We start from the raw sequence: 19465 nt of genomic DNA, 5'->3' as shown, positions 1-19465 counted from the left end.
TAAAATAGGCGTACATCCTACCTGCTCTGCGGTCCGCTGGCAGCTTATCGCGCTTACCTGACTGCATTCGGGTTGCCGTTACCGAGTGTTGCCCGGGCTTGCAAGTGCCTGAACAACGGATCAAGCATCGGCGCGATGAACCTGGCGCCGACCTCGGACAGGTGATTGTCGTCGGTATACAGCGAGTGCCCGTCGAGCTCGGTCCGACAAAGTCCGCCGTCAGCACACAGCAACGGCGCCGGGTCGATCACCGTGACGCCCGAGTTGGCCGCGGCTATTTGCGCGAACAGTTGGCTGATAAACGCCTGGCGCTTGAAGTGCTCCGCCACCGCCAAACCCTCGCCATCCGTCGGCCGGTGCAACATCGCCAGACGGCTGAGCCGGTAAGGGGGGCTGAATTGTTGCAGTGGCGCTTCCTTGACCAGCCACACGCGATGTCCGCCGTCCCGCAGTTGCCGAACCGTCGCTCGCAAGCCGTCCGCCAGTCGCTGCTCGGCGTCGGCGCGGTCGTAATGGCCACGGGAATCCCTGAGCACATGGCCGAGATCACCTTTCACGTCGCCATACAGATACAGGCTCCAGCGCGCGACCAACACCACATCGCCCACCGCTTGTGGCTCCAACGCGCTCTCCACCCGTCGATTGAACCGGGCACAGGTCTTATCGTATTCCAGCCCTTCTACCGGAATGCAGCCCGGCGAGCTGGCGAGAATCACACTGACACCGTGCTTTCGCGCGCCATCGTCGAACACCGGAATCAGCGCCGTGGCATGGCTGTCACCCCAGACCAGCGCCTTGGATGCGGTTGGTGCGGGCGTGCCGTAATGACAAAAGAGTTTGTCGTCAGGGGTTTTGTCGTCCGCCAGGCAGCGCATCAGTTCCGGGCGCCACTCTTTGCCTTTGGCGTACTGCAACGCTTGGGCAGACAGGCGCGCAGGCAGGCCGTCGGTCCAGCGCAGCGCTTGGCCAGCCAGGCCCAGCACCAGCACACCGACCCCGGCAGCGATGAGGATCTGCCGGCGCCCGGCCAACAAACGGCGCTCGCGAAACGGCGTCTCGACGAAACGCCACGACAGGTAACCCAGCACCAGGCTGAGCAGAATCAATGCGCCGATATCAAACGGGCCTGGCTCATCGACGCTGGCGTAGCTGGCAAAAACAAACACCGGCCAGTGCCACAGGTACCAGGAATAAGAGATCAGCCCGACGCCGACCAGCACACGGCTGGCAAGCAAGCCACCGACCAGGGTTTGCCGATGCCCGTTGGACCAGATCAGCGCGACCACGCCCAGGGTCGGCAACAGCGCCGCTGCGCCGGGGAATGGCGTGCTTTTGTCGTAGCAGAAGACGGCCAGCAGAATCAGCCCGGCCCCGACCGCACTGATTAATTGAGCCCCGGCTTGGGTAAGCCGCCATTGGCTTCGAGGCGCCACGGCCAGCATCGCGCCGGCCAGCAGCTCCCAGGCACGCATCGGCAGCAGGAAAAAGGCTTTCTCAGGATGATGCACCACGGCCCAGACGCTGAGCCCGAACGACACCAGCAACACCCCGAACAGCGCCAGTCGCCAATGTTTCAGGCGACTGGCGAGCACCGTGAGCAGGAGCGGAAAAACAATATAGAACTGTTCTTCAACCGCCAGCGACCACGTGTGCAGCAACGGTTTCAGGTCGGAAGCGACATCGAAGTAGCCGTCCTGGCGCATGAACAGGATGTTGGAGACAAACATCACCTGGTAGCGCACCGAGCGCCCCAGTTCTTCGTAGTCCTTGGGCGCCAACAGAAACCAGCCCACCGCCAGCACGGCGATGATCATCACAAACAGTGCCGGCAGAATCCGCCGGGCACGTCTGGCCCAGAAATCGGCAAAGCTGAAACGCCCGGCCTGCCGCTGATTCCAGATGATCGAGGTAATCAGGTAGCCGGAGATAACGAAGAAGATGTCCACGCCGACGAATCCGCCGGTGAACCCTGGAACACCAAAATGGAACAGCACCACCGCAATCACGGCGATTGCGCGTAAGCCGTCGATGTCCCTTCGATAAGCAAGAGTGCTCATAAACAGTAAGGCCATTCAGTTGAAGTTTGTTGGGTTCGCTTGCCCATTTAGTTTCTGTACAGACCAACCGTAGTCGCAAACCTCCCCTTTTTTTGCAAAAAAAATGACGCCCCGAAGGACGCCATTTTTAGCGGTTGAAAAACCGTCTTACTTGCGCTTCATCGACAAGAAGAACTCGTCGTTGGTCTTGGTCGTTTTCAGCTTGTCGACCAGGAACTCGATGGCAGCGATTTCGTCCATCGGGTGCAGCAGCTTGCGCAGGATCCACATACGCTGCAACTCGTCGTCGGCGGTCAGCAACTCTTCGCGGCGGGTGCCGGAACGGTTGATGTTGATGGCCGGGAACACGCGTTTTTCAGCAATACGACGGTCCAGAGGCAGTTCCATGTTGCCGGTGCCTTTGAATTCTTCGTAGATCACTTCATCCATCTTCGAACCGGTTTCAACCAGCGCGGTGGCGATGATGGTCAGCGAGCCGCCTTCTTCGATGTTCCGCGCGGCGCCGAAGAAACGTTTCGGTTTCTCCAGGGCGTGGGCATCGACACCACCGGTGAGCACTTTGCCGGAGCTCGGGATCACGGTGTTGTAGGCGCGAGCCAGACGGGTGATGGAGTCGAGCAGGATCACCACGTCTTTCTTGTGTTCGACCAGGCGCTTGGCCTTCTCGATCACCATTTCGGCAACCTGCACGTGGCGGGTTGGCGGCTCGTCGAACGTCGAGGCGACCACTTCGCCGCGCACGGTGCGCTGCATTTCGGTCACTTCTTCCGGACGCTCATCGATCAGCAAAACGATCAGGTGAACTTCAGGGTTGTTACGTGCGATGTTCGCCGCGATGTTCTGCAGCATGATGGTTTTACCGGCTTTCGGCGGTGCAACGATCAGACCGCGCTGGCCTTTGCCGATCGGGGCGCACAGGTCGATGACACGACCGGTCAAGTCTTCGGTGGAGCCGTTGCCGGCTTCCATCTTCATGCGCACAGTCGGGAACAGCGGGGTCAGGTTCTCGAAGAGAATCTTGTTTTTCGCGTTCTCGGGACGATCGTAGTTGATCGTGTCGACCTTGAGCAGTGCGAAATAACGCTCGCCTTCCTTTGGAGGGCGGATCTTGCCAACGATGGTGTCACCGGTGCGCAAGTTGAAGCGACGGATCTGGCTCGGCGAGACGTAGATGTCGTCCGGGCCGGCGAGATAGGAAGCGTCAGCGGAGCGCAGGAAGCCGAAGCCGTCCTGGAGAATCTCCAGCACGCCATCACCGGAGATTTCCTCGCCGCTTTTAGCGTGCTTTTTGAGCAGGGAGAAAATCACGTCCTGCTTGCGCGAACGGGCCATATTTTCTATGCCCATCTGTTCGGCCAATTCGAGCAGTTCGGTAATCGGCTTTTGCTTGAGTTCAGTCAGATTCATATAGGAATGACGTAATCATTTATGGAGGGGGGGAAATTAAGCTTTTGGCTTAATGAGGCCGCGCCGCAGAGAAGGCGACAGGATCGCGTACTTATTCGAAAAGGAGTGCGTCGGCGACGGCTAGCAGGGGGCAGTGGAGAAACCAGTGCGGGGCCGAATGTACCACCTGAGTTTCGGAGCGTCTAGCCCTGAATAACGAAAAGGCCCCGCAATGTGCGGGGCCTTTTGGGTGACGCTTTATTCGACGCTTAGATGTTGGCGTCGAGGAAGGCAGCCAGTTGCGACTTCGACAGTGCGCCGACCTTGGTCGCTTCAACGTTGCCGTTCTTGAACAGCATCAGGGTCGGGATACCACGCACGCCATGCTTGGCGGGAGTTTCCTGGTTTTCGTCGATGTTCAGTTTGGCAATGGTCAGCTTGCCTTTGTAAGTTTCAGCAATTTCGTCCAGAACAGGAGCGATCATTTTGCAAGGGCCGCACCATTCAGCCCAGTAGTCGACCAATACAGCGCCTTCGGCCTTGAGTACGTCGGCCTCGAAGCTAGCGTCGCTAACGTGTTTGATAAGATCGCTGCTCATGGAAGTCTCCAGGTTGTAAGCAAAAAAACGTGGCCCATCATAGCCGCCCTTCCCTCGTTCAGGAAGGTGCAGATGATTGAGTCTCGCTATGGTGGTCCATGAGTTTGGGTATAGCTCAAGTCACGGCGTGGCGGGAGCGACGAAGCCAATTCCCGTGCGCAACGCCGCATTGCGCACGTGTTTGTGCATGGCCATTTGCGCGGCGGCGCAGGTGTGCCTGGCAGAAAATCCTGTTCGCCAATCCGCAAACGGCCGGGCGGGGGAGTTTTTATCGGGACCGTTGAAGTGGCTGGTTGAGGGGTTTGCGTGCCTTTGAAGACGCTTTCGCGAGCAAGCCCGCTCCCACAGTGGACCGAGCTCCTCAGGAACAACGCGGTCAACAGTGGGAGCGGGCTTGCTCGCGAAGAGGCCATCGGCAGCACCGCAAATATTCCCGCGGCAGAAGATCGCAGCCTTCGGCAGCTCCTGCGCGTTGGCGTCAGCGGTTGATCGTGGCACGATGTCGAGGTTATCGACCGAGACCCCCTGACCATGCCGCAATCCCAAGCCAAGAATCTGTCCCTGATCGCCGCAATCGACCTGGGCTCCAACAGCTTTCACATGGTCGTGGCCAAGGCCCAGAACGGCGAAATCCGCATTCTCGAACGTCTCGGGGAGAAAGTGCAGCTGGCCGCCGGCATCGACGACGAGCGCCACCTCAACGAAGAATCCATGCAACGCGGGCTCGATTGCCTCAAGCGCTTTGCCCAACTGATCAACGGTATGCCGCTGGGCGCCGTGCGGATCGTCGGCACCAACGCCCTGCGTGAAGCCCGCAACCGCGCTGAATTCATCCGCCGTGCCGAAGAAATCCTCGGCCATCCGGTGGAAGTGATTTCCGGTCGTGAAGAAGCGCGGCTGATCTACCTCGGCGTCTCGCACACCCTCGCCGACACCCCGGGCAAGCGCCTGGTGGCCGACATTGGCGGCGGCAGTACCGAGTTCATCATCGGTCAGCGCTTCGAACCGCTGTTGCGCGAAAGCCTGCAAATGGGCTGCGTCAGCTACACCCAGCGCTATTTCAAGGACGGCAAGATCACCCCGGCCCGCTACGCCCAGGCTTATACGGCGGCGCGGCTGGAGATCATGAGCATCGAGCACGCCCTGCACCGCCTGACCTGGGATGAGGCCATTGGCTCCTCGGGCACCATCCGCGCCATCGGCCTGGCGCTGAAGGCTGGCGGTCACGGCGCTGGCGAAGTGAATGCCGAAGGCCTGGCGTGGCTCAAGCGCAAGATTTTCAAACTGGGCGACGCCGAGAAAATCGACTTCGACGGCATCAAGCCGGATCGCCGCGCGATTTTCCCGGCCGGCCTGGCGATTCTCGAAGCGATCTTCGATGCACTGGAACTGCAACGCATGGACCACTGCGAAGGCGCGCTGCGCGAGGGCGTGCTTTACGACCTGCTGGGCCGTCATCACCACGAAGACGTGCGTGAGCGCACCTTGAGCTCGCTGATGGAGCGTTACCACGTCGACCTGGAACAAGCGGCACGGGTGGAGCGCAAAGCGCTGCATGCGTTCGATCAGGTCGCCGAAGACTGGGACCTGGACGACGGTGTCTGGCGCGAACTGCTCGGCTGGGCCGCCAAGGTCCACGAAGTGGGCCTGGACATCGCTCACTATCACTACCACAAGCACGGTGCGTACCTGATCGAGCACTCGGACCTGGCCGGCTTCTCCCGCGAAGACCAGCTAATGCTCGCCCTGCTGGTGCGTGGCCATCGGCGCAATATTCCCAAGGACAAATTTGCCGATTTCGGCAACGAAGGCATCAAGTTGATTCGCCTGTGCGTGCTCCTGCGCTTTGCGATTCTGTTCCATCACATCCGCGGCACCCAGGAAATGCCTGCGGTCGTGCTGCGCGCCAATGGCGACAGCCTTGATGTGTTGTTCCCGGCCAACTGGCTCGATGAAAACCAGCTGACCCAGGCTGATTTCGCCCTGGAGGCGGATTGGCTGACCCGGGTCGGGTTTGTGCTGAACGTTCGCTAAAACCAAAAAAGGCCTTCTTCGGAAGGCCTTTTTTTGTGCCGCACTTGAGCAAACAACACTGCAGGGGCGAGCCTCTGTGGCGAAGGGGCTTGCCCCCGTTCGGCTGCGTAGCAGCCGTAAACCCATCGCAAGCGGTGAATCCGGTACACCTCAGTTGCAGGTTTTGGGGCCGCTTCGCGACCCAACGGGGACAAGCCCCCTCACCACAAAAGCCCACACCACCAAAGTCCACTCACCCAAAGCCCACTCACTCAAAAGCCTACTCAGCCAAAAGCCACTCACCACAAAAGCCCACTCAGCCAAAAGCCCCCTTACCCAAAAGCCCACTCACCCAAAAGCCCGCTCCCAGAGGCGTTTTGCGTGTTAGCGGACCGCCAGAATCGGGCTGCCCAGCCGTTCCAGCAACGTGGCCTGTGCGCTGCGCGGGTTCTGGTTGCCGGTCGGCGTGTTGCGGATGTAACGACCGTCCGCCTGCAGGCTCCAGCTGTGGGTGTTATCGGTCAGGTAAAGCTCCAGCTCTTTCTTGACTCGCATAATCAGCTTCTTGCCTTCGACCGGGAAGCAAGTCTCGACGCGCTTGTCGAGGTTGCGCTCCATCCAGTCGGCGCTGGAGAGGAACATCTGCTCTTCGCCGCCATTGAGGAAGTAGAAGACACGGGTGTGTTCCAGGAAGCGGCCGATGATCGAGCGCACGTGAATGTTGTGCGAAACCCCGGCAATGCCCGGACGCAGGCAGCACATGCCACGCACCACCAGATCGATACGAACGCCGGACTGACTGGCCTTATACAGCGCGCGGATGATCTTCGGGTCGGTCAGCGAGTTGAACTTGGCGATGATGTGCGCTGGTTTGCCGTCGAGGGCGAACTGAGTCTCGCGGGCAATCATGTCGAGCATGCCCTTCTTCAACGTGAACGGCGCGTGCAGCAACTTCTTCATGCGCAAGGTCTTGCCCATGCCGATCAACTGGCTGAACAGTTTGCCGACGTCTTCGCACAAGGCGTCGTCGGAAGTCAGCAAGCTGTAGTCGGTGTACAGACGGGCGTTGGCCGCGTGGTAGTTGCCGGTGCCCAAGTGCGCGTAACGGACGATTTCGCCGGCCTCGCGCCGCAGGATCAGCATCATCTTGGCGTGGGTCTTGAAGCCAACCACGCCGTAAATCACCACCGCACCGGCCGCTTGCAGACGGCTGGCCAGTTGCAGGTTGGACTCTTCGTCGAACCGCGCACGCAGCTCGATCACCGCCGTGACCTCTTTGCCGTTACGCGCGGCATCGACCAGCGCGTCGACGATTTCCGAGTTGGCGCCCGAACGGTACAGCGTCTGCCGGACGGCCAAAACATGCGGGTCCTTCGCCGCTTGGCGCAGCAAGTCGACCACCGGGGTAAAGGACTCGAACGGGTGCAGCAGCAGAATGTCCTGCTTGCTGATCACGCTGAAGATGTTCTCGCTGTTTTGCAGCAATTTCGGGATCTGCGGCGTGAACGGCAGGTATTGCAGTTCGCGCTGACTGTCCAGGCCGGTGATGCTGAACAGTCGCGTCAAGTTGACCGGACCGTTGACCTGATACAGCTCGGTCTCGTGCAGGTTGAACTGCTTGAGCAAGTAGTCGGACAGGTGTTTCGGGCAGGTGTCGGCCACTTCCAGACGCACCGCGTCACCGTAGCGGCGGGAGAACAACTCGCCGCGCAGCGCGCGGGCCAGGTCTTCCACATCTTCGGTGTCGACTGCCAGGTCGGCGTTTCGGGTCAGCCGGAACTGGTAGCAGCCCTTGACCTTCATGCCCTGGAACAGGTCATCGGCGTGCGCGTGGATCATCGACGACAGGAACACATAGTTGTCGCCCGCTCCGCCGACTTCCTCAGGCACCTTGATCACTCGCGGCAGCAGACGGGGCGCCGGGATGATCGCCAGGCCGGAATCGCGACCGAAGGCGTCGATACCCTCCAGCTCGACGATGAAGTTCAGGCTCTTGTTCACCAGCAACGGGAACGGGTGCGTCGGGTCGAGGCCGATCGGGGTGATGATCGGTGCGATCTCGTCGCGGAAATAACGACGGACCCAGGTTTTGATCTTGGTCGTCCAGTGACGGCGACGGATGAAGCGGACCTGATGTTTTTCCAGTTCCGGCAACAGGATGTCGTTGAGGATCGCGTACTGGCGGTCAACGTGACCGTGCACCAGTTCGCTGATGCGCGCCAACGCCTGATGCGGTTGCAGACCGTCGGCGCCGGCCTGTTCACGGGCGAAGGTGATCTGCTTCTTGAGGCCGGCCACCCGAATCTCGAAGAACTCGTCCAGGTTGCTGGAGAAGATCAGCAGGAACTTCAGGCGCTCCAGCAGCGGATAGGACTCGTCCAGCGCCTGTTCCAGCACGCGGATATTGAACTGCAGTTGCGAGAGCTCGCGATGGATGTACAGGCTGCTGTCATCCAGGCCGGGAATGGCAATCGCCGGCGCCGCCGCTGCGGCTTCGGCCACCACAACGGGCGGAGCAGGCTCCAGCTCCGGCGGGGTTTCGGCGATTTGCTCGACCACGGGTTGAGCCTCTTTTACGGCAACTTCAGTGAGTCCTTCGGTATTCATGGAATGTTCCTGGGAGGGCTATTTTTGCTCTCGTAACAATTGAGCGGCACGGACGGCAAAGTAAGTCAGGATGCCATCGGCGCCCGCACGTTTAAAAGCGGTCAGGGATTCGAGAATAACCCCTTCGCTCAACCAGCCATTCTGGATCGCCGCCATGTGCATGGCGTATTCGCCGCTGACTTGGTAAACAAACGTCGGCACTTTGAATGCTTCTTTGACCCGGTAAAGGATGTCCAGATACGGCATGCCGGGCTTGACCATGACCATGTCTGCGCCTTCTGACAAGTCCGCCGCCACTTCGTGCAGGGCTTCGTTGCCGTTGGCCGGGTCCATCTGATAGGAGGCTTTGTCGGCCTTGCCCAGGTTCAGCGCCGAGCCCACCGCATCGCGGAACGGACCGTAATAGGCGCTGGCGTACTTCGCCGAGTAGGCCATGATCCGCACGTTGACGTGACCGGCCAGTTCGAGGGCTTCGCGGATGGCCTGGATGCGCCCGTCCATCATGTCCGAGGGGGCCACCACCTGGGCGCCAGCCTCGGCATGGGACAACGCTTGCCTGACCAGTGCGTCGACGGTGATGTCGTTCTGCACATAGCCTTCTTCGTCGATGATGCCGTCCTGACCGTGGGTGGTGAACGGGTCCAGGGCAACGTCGGTGATCACGCCCAACCCGGGAAACCGGTCACGCAAGGCGCGAGTGGCGCGTTGGGCGATGCCGTTCGGGTTCCAGGCTTCGGCGGCGTCCAGGGTCTTGAGCTCGGGCGGCGTGACCGGAAACAGTGCCAGCGCCGGGATGCCCAGCTCGACCCACTTGGCGGCTTCTTCCAGTAGCAGGTCGATGGTCAGGCGTTCAACGCCAGGCATCGAGGCCACCGCTTCGCGACGGTTTTCACCGTCCAGCACAAACACTGGCAGGATCAGATCATCGACAGTCAGCACGTTTTCACGGACCAGTCGACGCGAGAAATCGTCACGGCGGTTGCGACGCAGGCGGGTGGCGGGAAAGAGACGGTTGGCTGGGGTAAAGCTCACGGCAGACTCCAAAGCCCGCGCTGGCAGGCGAGCGTGACAGTTATAAGCGGGCATTATGACCGCCGTATTACAGTTATGTGCACCCCCGCGACAGGTAGTCGCATTCCATTGTCGTTGTAGGAATTGTTCACGTCGAGACACATTTGGACACTTTCATGAATGTGCCCGAAGGGTTAGGCTGCGCGTTCATTTCGCCAGCACCCAGACGATGCTCCAACAATTCCTGCATGACTTCGGCTACTTTGCCCTTTTTCTCGGCACGTTCTTCGAAGGCGAAACCATTCTGGTACTCGCGGGCTTCCTCGCGTTCCGTGGATACATGGTCATCAATCTGGTGGTGGTCGTGGCGTTTTTCGGCAGCTATGCCGGCGATCAGCTGTGGTACTTCCTGGGACGCAAGCACGGGCGCAAGTTATTGGCGCGCAAACCCCGCTGGCAGATGATGGGCGACCGCGCGCTGGAACATATCCGCAAACACCCGGACATCTGGGTCTTGAGCTTCCGCTTCGTTTACGGTCTGCGCACGGTGATGCCGGTAGCCATCGGCCTGTCGGGCTATCCGCCGGGACGTTATCTGCTGCTGAACGGCATCGGCGCGGCGATCTGGGCATCGGCGCTGGCCGCTGCGGCCTATCACTTCGGCGCCGTCCTCGAAGGCATGCTCGGCAGCGTCAAGAAGTACGAGTTGTGGGTGCTCGGCGCCCTGCTGGTGCTGGGCGTCGGCCTGTGGCTGCGTCGGCGCTTCAAGAATGCCCGTCTGGCCAAGCAGGTCTACGCCGACGAGCAGGCGCTGAAAGCCGAGCAGGCCAAGGTCGAAGCGCCTAAGACGCCAAGCGAGTGAAGCGGTTTCTGCAGCAGTAGAGACCGATTGCGCTGAGCAGGCTGTAACTGAGCAGGCCGACCCAGCCCACCGCGCTGGCCGGCCACAGCCCGACCACCGGCGCGAGCCACGCCAACGGCACGTTCGATGCCAGCCGCGTCAGTTCCAGCTTCCACGCCCACGGGCGATTCTCCAGCGCCATGCCCAAGGTAAACAACCCCAATGCCACCGTGCTCCAGCCAAGCATCAGCGCGGCGGTCGGCAGTGTGCGCTCGGCGTTCATCAAATAGCTGCCCAGGGCGATGTAGACGCAAAATTGCAACACGATGTAAATCTGCTGGCGACCGTCCAGCGGCACCTCGAACTTGCGGAACTGGCTCAGGTCCGGCTTGCTCATCGGGTACTTGGCCGCGACGTCCGCCGGCCGCCAACCGGTGCGCATGAACCAGATCCGCAGCTTGTCCCACTTGCTCTCGGCGCGCCGCGCGTCATCCCATAACTGCGCGTAAAACTGCACGTTCGCCCACAACGGATTCCAGCTCGCCAGTGGCGTGGTCACGCCGAAAATTACCGGTTCGTTGTCGTCCTCTTCCTGGAACGTGCCGAACAGACGGTCCCAAAGAATGAACACCCCGCCGTAGTTGCGATCCATGTAGAGAGCATTCTGCGCATGGTGAGCCCGATGATTGGATGGCGTGACGAAGAACCACTCATACCAGCCGAGCTTGGGAATATGCCGGGTGTGCACCCAGAACTGATACAGCAGGTTCAGCGCCGCCACGCTGACAAACACCAGCAGCGGCACACCGAGAACCGCCATCGGCAGGTAGAAAATCCAGCTCAGCAGGAAACCGGTACTGGTTTGGCGAAGGGCCGTGGAGAGGTTGTATTCCTCGCTCTGGTGATGCACCGAATGCGCCGCCCAGAGCACGTTGCGCTCGTGGCCCAAGCGGTGCAGCCAGTAGTAGCAAAAATCATAGAGGACGAAGGCAAACACCCAGACCCAGACGCTGTCGGCCGAAAGTTCGAACAACGCCAGGTGCTTGAGGGCAAAGGCGTAGGTGAGCAGGCCGACGCCTTTGGTCAACAGGCCGGTGGTGGTCGACAGCACGCCGGCGCTGATGCTGTTGATCGCGTCCGCCACCCGATAATTACTCATCCCGCGCCAGCGGTCCGCCAGCAGTTCGACGGCTATCAGCAGCAGGAAAAACGGCACCGCATACAGAATGAAGTCCATCACGCGCTCCGAACGGAATCTTGAGGACAGATGCTAGGTGTAGCCGCGAATTAACCCTATGGCAACGAGCGCCAAATTAGTGGACATTTGACGCCATGAATCTGGAGAAAACCCCATGAGCAAAAAAATTGCAGTGATCCTTTCCGGCTGTGGCGTGTACGACGGCGCCGAGATCCACGAAAGCGTGATTACCTTGCTGCGACTCGATCAGCGCGGCGCCCAGGTGCAATGTTTTGCGCCCGACATTGCGCAACTGCATGTGATCAACCACCTGACGGGCGAAGAAATGCCCGAGTCGCGCAATGTGCTGGTGGAATCGGCGCGGATTGCTCGGGGCAATATCAAGGATATTCGCGAGGCGAGCGTTGAAGATTTTGATGCGCTGATTGTTCCCGGCGGTTTTGGCTCGGCCAAGAACCTCTCCAACTTCGCCGTCGAAGGCGCTGGTTGCAGCATTCAACCCGATGTCCTGGCCCTGACCGAAGCGTTCGCCGAAGCAGGAAAACCAGTCGGCCTGATGTGTATTTCGCCGGCGCTGGCGGCAAAGATCTACGGCCCGGGCGTGAACTGCACCATTGGCAACGATGCAGAAACGGCGGCAGCCATGAACAAGATGGGCGCGACCCACACCGATTGCGCGGTGACGGACATCGTTGAAGACACCGCCCGCAAACTGGTCAGCACACCGGCGTACATGCTGGCGCAGAGCATCAGTGAAGCGGCTTCCGGCATTAACAAAATGGTCGACCGCGTGCTGGAACTGACCCACGAAAACGACGAGTAACACGGACTGAAGTGGGAGCGGGCTGGCTCGCGAACGCGGGGGGGCAGTCGGCATTAATATCAACTGAAAGGACGCCTTCGGCGGAACGCCGCCCGGAGCAAGCCCGCTCCTATAGGGGATTTAGCGGCTGGCTCAGGGTTTGCGGGTCAGCCGCGTGAGTATCCGGTCCAGCGCATTGGCGAACGCCTGCTTCTCGCGCTCGCCGAACGGCGCTGGCCCGCCACTCATCTGGCCCTGTTCGCGCAGGTCGGTGAACAGGTTGCGCACGGCCAAGCGGTCGCCCATGTTTTGCGCATCGAACTCCTTGCCGCGTGGGTCCAGCGCCGCAACGCCCTTCTTCACCAGCCGGTCCGCCAGGGGCACATCGCTGCAAATCACCAGTTCACCGGGCACCGCGTGCTCGACCAGGTAGTCGTCGGCCGCATCCGGGCCACTCGGCACCACGATCAACTTCACCAGCGCCAGCCCCGGTTTGATCTGAGGTTGCCCCGCCACCAGCACCACTTCGAACTGACGCTTGAGGGCGAACTTCACCACCAGGTCCTTGGCCGCCCTTGGGCAGGCGTCGGCATCGATCCAGACACGCATTGTGTTTTCCTCTTCGAAAAAGCATCGCGGGCAAGCCACGCGCCCACAGGAGACCATGTGGGTGCGTGGCTTGCCCGCGAAGGTGAGCGCAGCGAATGCCGTTTAAGAAACCTGCACCCGCCGCTTCTCGGCCATCCGGCTACGGCCATACAACACGATGATCGCCACGATGGCCACCGCCTGCGCGCTCAGCGAATACGCATCAGCGTGGATGCCCAGCCAGTCGAAGTCAAAAAACGCCACCGGCCGGGTGCCGAAGATCCCGGCTTCCTGCAATGCCTTCACGCCGTGCCCGGCGAACACCACCGACAACGCACACAGCAAACCGGCGTTGATGCTGAAGAACAACGACAGCGGCAACTTCGCCGAACCACGCAGGATCACCCACGCCAGACCGACCAACAGCACCAGCGCCGTCGCCCCGCCGGCCAACACCGCGTTATGCCCCGCAGGCCCCGCCTGCAACCACAGCGTCTCGTAGAACAGAATCACTTCGAACAGTTCGCGATACACCGAGAAAAACGCCAGGGTCGCAAAACCGAAACGACCACCGCCGCCGACCAGGCTGGTCTTGATGTAATCCTGCCAGGCGGCCGCGTGGCGACGGTCGTGCATCCACACGCCAAGCCAGAGCACCATCACCGCCGCAAACAGCGCCGTCGCACCTTCAAGCAATTCCCGTTGCGAGCCGCTGACATCGATGACGTAAGCCGCCAGCGCCCAGGTCGCCAGACCGGCCACCAGCGCCAGCCCCCAACCGACGTTGACGCTGCGCACCGCCGATTGCTGCCCGGTGTTGCGCAGAAAGGCGAGGATGGCCGCCAGCACCAGAATCGCTTCCAGGCCTTCGCGCAGCAAAATCAGCAGACCGGAGATATAGCTCAGGGACCAGCTCAAGCCATCGCTGCCCAGCAGGCCGGCGGACTCTTTCAGCTTGGCCTTGGCTGCCTCCAGCCGTTGCTCGGCCTGGGCCACCGGAAGCCCGTCCTGCAACGATTGACGGTACGCCATCAGCGATTTTTCGGTGTCTTTGCGCACGTTGGCGTCGACGTTGTCCAGCGAACTTTCGACCAGCTCGAAGCCTTCGAGGTACGCAGCTACCGACAGGTCATAGGCTTGATCGTGATCGCCGGCACGGTAGGCCGCGAGGCTTTTGTCCAGCGTGGCAGCGGTGTAATCAAGCAACTGCGCCGGGCCACGTTTGACCTGCGGCGGTTGCGCGCGCTGGGCACGGAACGTTGCTGCCGCTTGCGGGCCTTCGGCGGCCAGCACTTCGGCTGGGGTCTGCCGGGCGAGGTCGGCGAGGTTGAAGGTTTTCCCGGCGCTCGCCGCCGCTGGCTCGGCACTGAAACTGGCGATGTAGGTGGCCAGGTCCCAGCGTTGACGGTCATCCAGTTGGTCGGCGAAGGCCGGCATGTCGGTGCCTTCGATGCCCATGCCCAGCGTGTTGTAGAGCGCATACAGGCTCAGGCGCCCCATGCGCGCCGCATCGCGCAGGTCGGACGGTGGCGGGGTCATGTCGACGCCTGCCGGGCCGTCTCCGGCGCCCGCATCGCCATGGCACACCGAACATTGCTGGGCGTACAGCGGCGCACCGCGAGCCGGGTCCGGGGTAATGACCGGCGCCTGGCTGACCTCATACGTCACGGCCAGTTTCGCGCCCAGTTGCCGCGCCTGACGGGCAACGTCCGCGCCATCCTTACGCTCGGCAATGGCTGCTCGCAGGCTGGCCACGCCCTGCTCCAGTCCGGCGCGCTCAGGCTTGGCCGGCAACTCGGCGATCACGTCTTGCAGGGCGATGACCGATGCCTGTTGTTGGCGGTATTCGGTCTGATGGATGACCTTGCCGCCCTCGACCGATTCCGGGTAATCGGCGCCAATGTAGTCGAGTAAATGCAGCGCCTTGTGCGGACTTTCAGCGGTGTCAGCCAGTGCACTGAAACTGCAAAACGCGATCACTGGCAGCACGAGCCACGCCAGAAAACGGGAGGGGGCAATCATGAATGAATCTCAATTGGAAATACGAGGTAACACATTGTTCCCTTCCAGGCATTTTCACTCAAGCTTTGTCTGCAAGGGCCGCTGTGGTGCAGGAACAAAGTGCCATCATTCAAGTCTACAATGTGCCGCCTCTTGGCGGCCTTTCTCAAGGAAGACACACAGCAAATGGCCAACCGCCTGCGCTTTCTGCTTTTACTCAGTGCGTGCCTGCTACTAAGTGGCTGTCCCACGATGCGCGACTACAACGCAGAGCTGGGCGAAACACTCGACTATGTCAAAGCCGGCCAGCTCGATGGCGCGGTTGCCGTGCTCGACCGAAACAATCCGTTCGCACCAGGCGATCTGCTTTACAACTTTGAGAAAGGCGAATTGCTGCGACTGCGCGGTGATTCGACGGGCAGCTATGCCAGTTGGGACTACGCCGACCGATTGATCGAAGGCTGGGAAAATTCGCCTCGCTTCGAACCCTTCAAAAAATTCACCGAGTTCAACAGCTACGGCGCCAACGACAAAGTGCGCTTTTACGATGGCTACGATTTCGAGAAAGTCGCCCTGACCACGCAAATGGCCCTGCTGCTGCTCTCCGCCGCCGAGCCGGACCTGGCGCGCGTCATGATCAAGAAAACCCACGAGCGCGAAGCCACCATTGCCGACAAACGTGACAAGCAATACCTGGCGCTGGAAAACCAGGCCGGGGAACAAGGCGTGTCATTGCAATTCCAGAACCTCCAGGGCTACCCGGTGGCAACCCTCGACGCCCCCGAAGTGGTCGCGCTGAAAAACAGCTACCAGAGCGCGTTCAGCCATTACCTTGCCGGTTTTATCTACGAATCGCTGAACGAGAAAGACCTCGCCGCGCCGGGCTATCGCCAGGCCATCGAACTGCGCCCCAACACGCCGCTGCTCGAACAAGCGTTGCGCAACCTGGCCAAATCGCCCCTGAAGGCCGGCGAAGTCGACCTCCTGCTGATTGTGCAGGCCGGTCTGGCGCCGGCTCGCAACTCGGTGCGTGTACCGATTTCGGTGGATGTCGAAGGCGAAACCTTCATCACCAACATGTCGTTCCCGATCCTCGTCCCCGACACCTCCACGCCAGCAGTGGACTTCGTGACGGTCGACGGCAAGAAACAGAAGCTGACGCTGCTCAACAGCTTCGGCGACATGTCGCGGCGCACCTTGCGCGACGACATGCCCGGCATTATCCAGCGCACGCTCTACCGCGCCCGGTCCAACGTTGAATACCTGGCTTATCTGAAAAAACACCGGCCCGAGAAACTGGAGGAAACGCTGCTGCAGCAGACTCAACGCGAAGATGCCGACACCCGCGGCTGGCGCACCTTGCCGGACAAGACGCTGGTCGCCCGGCTGCGGCTCAAGAAAGGCCAACATCAACTGACGCTGCCCAACGCGCCGGATTTTCCACCGATCAAGTTCAAGGTCGATCAGGCCCACCAAGCCTTCAGCCTGCGCGCAGTGGGCAACCGGATATATGCCGCCGACGTCGCCCTGCAACTCGACACCCCTTCCGCACCGCAGGCTGCCATCAGCCCTGCGCAACCCTGAACGGAGATTTTCATGGGATTGAAATGCATCGCCGTTGTCGCACTGGCCCTGCTGGCCGGTTGCGCCACCCCGCCACCGCCACCGGAGCCGGGCAGTGCCGCCAGTAAAGTCCTGGCCACCGGACCGATCGAGAACGTCGCCATCGGTCCGATGCGCATGGCCAGGGAAAATGGTTTCCTGACGGTCAACACCCAACTGAACAACACCGATACCCACAACCGAACGCTTTATTACCGTTACCTGTGGCTCGGGCCGGAAGGCTTCCCGGTAGCCGACGCCGACACCTGGAAGAGCCTGACCCTGTACGCCGGGCAAACGAGCTTCCTGCCGGCCATTGCGCCCGTGCCACACGCCGTGGATTTTCGCCTGGAGATCAATACACCGTGAACCGCCCACACGAGAAACTGCCGCTGTTTTTACGTGCCACGTCCTTTGCCTTGGCCGCGCTGCTGATCGGTGGCTGCGCCGCCAATCACTCGCCCGTCCTGGGCAGCGGCAACATCAGCTACGGCGACCCGAAAGCCGTGGAGCTGGTGACCAACGAATTCGGTTCGACCGACCTGCAAATGATCGCCGAGAGCATGACCCGTTCGCTCGCACAGTCCGGCGTCCTGAAGGGCCGCCCGGTGGTGCAGGTGTACGACGTGATGAACAAGACCAGCGAATACATCGACACGCGCGAGATCACCACCTCGATCAAAACCCAGTTGATGCGCACCGGCACCGCGCGCTTTGCCAGCGACAACACCGACATGCAGAGCCAGGTCGACCAGTTAAAGCTGCAAAACCAGAGCGGTCTGTACAAAAAAAGCACGGTGGCCAAGACCGGCAACATGATCGCCGCCCGTTACCGCCTGGAAGGCTCGATCAGTTCGATCGTCAAGCGCAGCAGTGACTACAAGGACGTCTTCTACAAATTCAGCCTGCAATTAGTCGATGTCGAAAGCGGGCTGGCCGAGTGGATGGACGAGAAAGAAATCCGCAAAACCACGGAGCGCTAAGCAATGCGAGCATGGATTGGCTTCATCGTCCTGGCGTGCGCCGTCGGCGCCCAGGCGGCGCCGAAAATCGCCGTCACCGACCTCGGCTACGAGGCCAGCGTGGATCAATACGTTCACGTGATCTCGGCCCGGGACAACCAGCAACAGGACTATTACGGCGCCAGCGGCTCGTCCAGTTACGACGAGTACACCACGCAGAACAGCTACCTGGAGCAGGCCGAAATCCGCCGGTTCAGCGGCGACATCAAAGGTCAGATGCTCAAGACCGGGATGTTCCAGTTGATCCAGGGCACGCCTTACACCGCCAGCGCCAAAAGCGATGTGTACGACGTGATCAAACGCATCAAGGCCGGCCACTTCAAGGGCGCGGATTACGTGCTGTTCGGCACGCTGTCGGACATCGACTTCACTCAAGACATGAATGAACTGGCCAACACCGACAGTTATTCGGCGGTGCTGGCACTGACGCTGGTGGCGGATTTCAGCCTGATCAACACCAAGACCTACGAGATCACCTCGGCGTTCACGGCCATGGGCGAAGCGCGGGACACCAAACTGGTGAATGATCGAGACATCCACGTCTCACTCAATCGGCCACGGGTGGTGCGAGAAGTCTCAAGATCGCTGGGTGAGGACGTGGCGCGGCAGTTGAGCGAGCAGCTGGGTGACGGCAGCCATCAGCCGCAAGGACAACCGCCACCGCGCAATGACCTGCCAGCGGATACGGCGCCGGTCATCCTGCGCTGACACTGTGTGTGTGTGGACACTGTGGTGAGGGGGCTTGGCCCCGTTGAGGTGCGAAGCGCCTCCAAAATAGGCCTGCTACGCAGTCCAACGGGGGCAAGCCCCCTCACCACAGGACGGATTACATCGCCGCTTTGCGCAACGTCGCCATGAACGCTGCGGCACCAATGAACAGCCCGGCAAACGTGCGGTTCATGCGTTTTTGCTGCTTGGGTGTACGCAACAGGCGCAGCACTTTCGACGCGAGCCCGGTGTAACCGGCCATGACGACCAGATCAACGCAGACCATGGTCACGCCAATGATCAGGTATTGCGCCAGCAGCGGCGCGTGCGGATCGATGAACTGCGGCAACACCGCGAGCATGAACACCAGCGCCTTGGGGTTGCTGATGTTGACCAGGAAACCACGGAACACCAGCGCCATCGGCTTGCCGATCTGGCGCACGGTGGCGTCATCGCTCATGTCGCTGGGCAGCGCCCGCCATTGCTTGATCGCCAGGTAAACCAGGTACGCCACACCAAACCATTTGATCGCATAGAACGCGGTGGCCGATGCCGTGAGAATCGCGCCCACACCGGCGCCAACAATCGCAATTTGCACCGCCAGGCCAATTTGCAGGCCCAGGGCGTTCCAGTAACCACGCCAGAAACCGTATTGCAGGCCGCTGGACATCGACGCAATCGCGCCGGCACCGGGAGACAGGCTGATTACCCAGCAAGCGGCAAAGAACGCCAGCCATGTTTGAAGCTCCATCGCACACCTCGACTCAGACTCGTTTCAGACGTCTAAGCTAATGCCGCTTTGGGTTGATGACTACCGATTTTTTTGCGGGATGTTGCAACTTGAAGGCGCATTCGCGAGCAAGCCCGCGCCCACAGTGGACCTGTGTTTGCAGTCCTGATGTGGGAGCAACTGTCTTAACCCTGCCATTCGTCACCGCCATTCGGTGCCGTCGCGCAGCATGGCATTCAGCCGGATCAACAGTATCCGCATGCAGGCGATCAGCGCGACTTTCGCGCTCTTGCCTCGCTC

16 protein-coding genes and 2 pseudogenes are annotated in these 19465 nt (G+C 60.8%); 7 read left to right on the top strand and 11 right to left on the bottom strand.

Going from position 1 to position 19465, the window contains the following annotated elements:
- Positions 1-53: 53 nt before the first annotated feature.
- The 4 genes and pseudogenes from ACQKP4_RS11765 to ACQKP4_RS11750 form a co-directional block, all read right to left on the bottom strand.
- Positions 54-2057, bottom strand: a complete 2004-nt coding sequence (locus ACQKP4_RS11765; protein WP_427633259.1) for an acyltransferase family protein — start codon at positions 2055-2057, stop codon at positions 54-56.
- 147 nt (positions 2058-2204) lie between these two features.
- On the bottom strand, positions 2205-3464 hold the full coding sequence (gene rho / locus ACQKP4_RS11760; RefSeq protein WP_007942421.1) for a transcription termination factor Rho: 1260 nt from the start codon (positions 3462-3464) through the stop codon (positions 2205-2207).
- 248 nt (positions 3465-3712) lie between these two features.
- Positions 3713-4042, bottom strand: a complete 330-nt coding sequence (gene trxA / locus ACQKP4_RS11755; protein WP_003177349.1) for a thioredoxin TrxA — start codon at positions 4040-4042, stop codon at positions 3713-3715.
- A 120-nt stretch (positions 4043-4162) separates the two neighbouring features.
- Positions 4163-4264: pseudogene (locus ACQKP4_RS11750) on the bottom strand (GntR family transcriptional regulator); the annotation flags it as partial.
- Positions 4265-4573: 309 nt separating this feature from the next.
- On the opposite strand from ACQKP4_RS11750, the gene ppx reads away from it, so the two are divergent.
- Positions 4574-6076: an exopolyphosphatase gene (gene ppx, locus ACQKP4_RS11745; protein ID WP_427633257.1), complete on the top strand. Its 1503-nt coding sequence runs from the start codon at positions 4574-4576 to the stop codon at positions 6074-6076.
- A gap of 363 nt (positions 6077-6439) precedes the next feature.
- Here ppx and ppk1 read toward each other — a convergent pair whose 3' ends face one another.
- A complete protein-coding gene (gene ppk1, locus ACQKP4_RS11740) occupies positions 6440-8662 on the bottom strand; it encodes a polyphosphate kinase 1 (protein WP_427633255.1) in 2223 nt (740 codons plus the stop codon).
- Between the two features lie 18 nt (positions 8663-8680).
- Positions 8681-9694 carry a porphobilinogen synthase gene (hemB, locus tag ACQKP4_RS11735; RefSeq protein ID WP_427633253.1) on the bottom strand — a complete coding sequence of 338 codons (1014 nt, stop codon included), beginning with the start codon at positions 9692-9694 and terminating at the stop codon, positions 8681-8683.
- Between the two features lie 208 nt (positions 9695-9902).
- Between hemB and ACQKP4_RS11730 the strand changes: the two genes are divergently transcribed.
- Positions 9903-10535 (top strand): DedA family protein, encoded by a 633-nt coding sequence (locus tag ACQKP4_RS11730; RefSeq protein WP_427633251.1) that lies wholly within the window; start codon positions 9903-9905, stop codon positions 10533-10535.
- On the opposite strand, the gene ACQKP4_RS11725 is transcribed toward ACQKP4_RS11730, so the two are convergent.
- A complete protein-coding gene (locus ACQKP4_RS11725) occupies positions 10516-11751 on the bottom strand; it encodes a sterol desaturase family protein (RefSeq protein ID WP_427633250.1) in 1236 nt (411 codons plus the stop codon). The genes ACQKP4_RS11730 and ACQKP4_RS11725 overlap by 20 nt on opposite strands.
- A 115-nt stretch (positions 11752-11866) precedes the next feature.
- On the opposite strand from ACQKP4_RS11725, the gene elbB reads away from it, so the two are divergent.
- On the top strand, positions 11867-12535 hold the full coding sequence (gene elbB, locus ACQKP4_RS11720; RefSeq protein WP_427633248.1) for an isoprenoid biosynthesis glyoxalase ElbB: 669 nt from the start codon (positions 11867-11869) through the stop codon (positions 12533-12535).
- A 132-nt stretch (positions 12536-12667) separates the two neighbouring features.
- On the opposite strand, the gene ACQKP4_RS11715 is transcribed toward elbB, so the two are convergent.
- Together ACQKP4_RS11715 and ACQKP4_RS11710 are read right to left on the bottom strand one after the other, a co-directional pair.
- Positions 12668-13123: a YaiI/YqxD family protein gene (locus ACQKP4_RS11715; RefSeq protein ID WP_017341414.1), complete on the bottom strand. Its 456-nt coding sequence runs from the start codon at positions 13121-13123 to the stop codon at positions 12668-12670.
- A gap of 102 nt (positions 13124-13225) precedes the next feature.
- Complete coding sequence (locus tag ACQKP4_RS11710) at positions 13226-15124, bottom strand: FTR1 family protein (RefSeq protein WP_427633246.1); 1899 nt, start codon at positions 15122-15124, stop codon at positions 13226-13228.
- A gap of 165 nt (positions 15125-15289) precedes the next feature.
- Here ACQKP4_RS11710 and ACQKP4_RS11705 point away from each other — a divergent pair, with 165 nt between their 5' ends.
- Genes ACQKP4_RS11705 through ACQKP4_RS11690 form a run of 4 tightly spaced genes read left to right on the top strand, consistent with a single transcriptional unit; the run spans position 15290 to position 18435 of the window.
- Positions 15290-16687 carry a hypothetical protein gene (locus tag ACQKP4_RS11705; RefSeq protein WP_427633244.1) on the top strand — a complete coding sequence of 466 codons (1398 nt, stop codon included), beginning with the start codon at positions 15290-15292 and terminating at the stop codon, positions 16685-16687.
- 12 nt (positions 16688-16699) lie between these two features.
- A complete protein-coding gene (locus ACQKP4_RS11700; RefSeq protein WP_427633242.1) occupies positions 16700-17074 on the top strand; it encodes a YcfL family protein in 375 nt (124 codons plus the stop codon).
- 23 nt (positions 17075-17097) lie between these two features.
- Entirely contained in the window at positions 17098-17688 is a 591-nt protein-coding gene (lpoB, locus tag ACQKP4_RS11695) for a penicillin-binding protein activator LpoB (RefSeq protein ID WP_427633322.1), read from the top strand.
- Positions 17689-17691: 3 nt separating this feature from the next.
- The gene (locus tag ACQKP4_RS11690; protein WP_427633240.1) at positions 17692-18435 is read left to right on the top strand and encodes a penicillin-binding protein activator LpoB; all 744 of its coding nucleotides are present in this window, start codon (positions 17692-17694) and stop codon (positions 18433-18435) included.
- Between the two features lie 118 nt (positions 18436-18553).
- Here the strand turns inward: ACQKP4_RS11690 and rhtB are convergent, their stop codons facing one another.
- Together rhtB and ACQKP4_RS11680 are read right to left on the bottom strand one after the other, a co-directional pair.
- Positions 18554-19186: a homoserine/homoserine lactone efflux protein gene (rhtB, locus tag ACQKP4_RS11685; protein ID WP_427633238.1), complete on the bottom strand. Its 633-nt coding sequence runs from the start codon at positions 19184-19186 to the stop codon at positions 18554-18556.
- A gap of 180 nt (positions 19187-19366) precedes the next feature.
- Positions 19367-19465: pseudogene (locus ACQKP4_RS11680) on the bottom strand (IS110 family transposase); the annotation flags it as partial.

This window comes from Pseudomonas sp. NPDC086278, from assembly GCF_050280905.1.
In the GTDB taxonomy this organism is placed as follows: Bacteria; Pseudomonadota; Gammaproteobacteria; order Pseudomonadales; family Pseudomonadaceae; genus Aquipseudomonas.
The sequence above is the reverse complement of the archived record's forward strand: the minus strand, read 5'-3'. Positions and strand labels throughout refer to the sequence as shown.

Bases quoted from the DNA above. Each gene is read 5' to 3' on its own strand.
- ACQKP4_RS11730 (WP_427633251.1), top strand. From the start codon at position 9,903: ATGCTCCAACAATTCCTGCATGACTTCGGCTACTTTGCCCTTTTTCTC.
- ppx (WP_427633257.1), top strand. From the start codon at position 4,574: ATGCCGCAATCCCAAGCCAAGAATCTGTCCCTGATCGCCGCAATCGAC.
- trxA (WP_003177349.1), bottom strand. From the start codon at position 4,042: ATGAGCAGCGATCTTATCAAACACGTTAGCGACGCTAGCTTCGAGGCC.
- ppk1 (WP_427633255.1), bottom strand. From the start codon at position 8,662: ATGAATACCGAAGGACTCACTGAAGTTGCCGTAAAAGAGGCTCAACCC.
- ACQKP4_RS11765 (WP_427633259.1), bottom strand. From the start codon at position 2,057: ATGAGCACTCTTGCTTATCGAAGGGACATCGACGGCTTACGCGCAATC.
- ACQKP4_RS11705 (WP_427633244.1), top strand. From the start codon at position 15,290: ATGGCCAACCGCCTGCGCTTTCTGCTTTTACTCAGTGCGTGCCTGCTA.
- rhtB (WP_427633238.1), bottom strand. From the start codon at position 19,186: ATGGAGCTTCAAACATGGCTGGCGTTCTTTGCCGCTTGCTGGGTAATC.
- ACQKP4_RS11715 (WP_017341414.1), bottom strand. From the start codon at position 13,123: ATGCGTGTCTGGATCGATGCCGACGCCTGCCCAAGGGCGGCCAAGGAC.
- ACQKP4_RS11690 (WP_427633240.1), top strand. From the start codon at position 17,692: ATGCGAGCATGGATTGGCTTCATCGTCCTGGCGTGCGCCGTCGGCGCC.
- elbB (WP_427633248.1), top strand. From the start codon at position 11,867: ATGAGCAAAAAAATTGCAGTGATCCTTTCCGGCTGTGGCGTGTACGAC.
- ACQKP4_RS11725 (WP_427633250.1), bottom strand. From the start codon at position 11,751: ATGGACTTCATTCTGTATGCGGTGCCGTTTTTCCTGCTGCTGATAGCC.
- ACQKP4_RS11700 (WP_427633242.1), top strand. From the start codon at position 16,700: ATGGGATTGAAATGCATCGCCGTTGTCGCACTGGCCCTGCTGGCCGGT.
- ACQKP4_RS11710 (WP_427633246.1), bottom strand. From the start codon at position 15,124: ATGATTGCCCCCTCCCGTTTTCTGGCGTGGCTCGTGCTGCCAGTGATC.
- rho (WP_007942421.1), bottom strand. From the start codon at position 3,464: ATGAATCTGACTGAACTCAAGCAAAAGCCGATTACCGAACTGCTCGAA.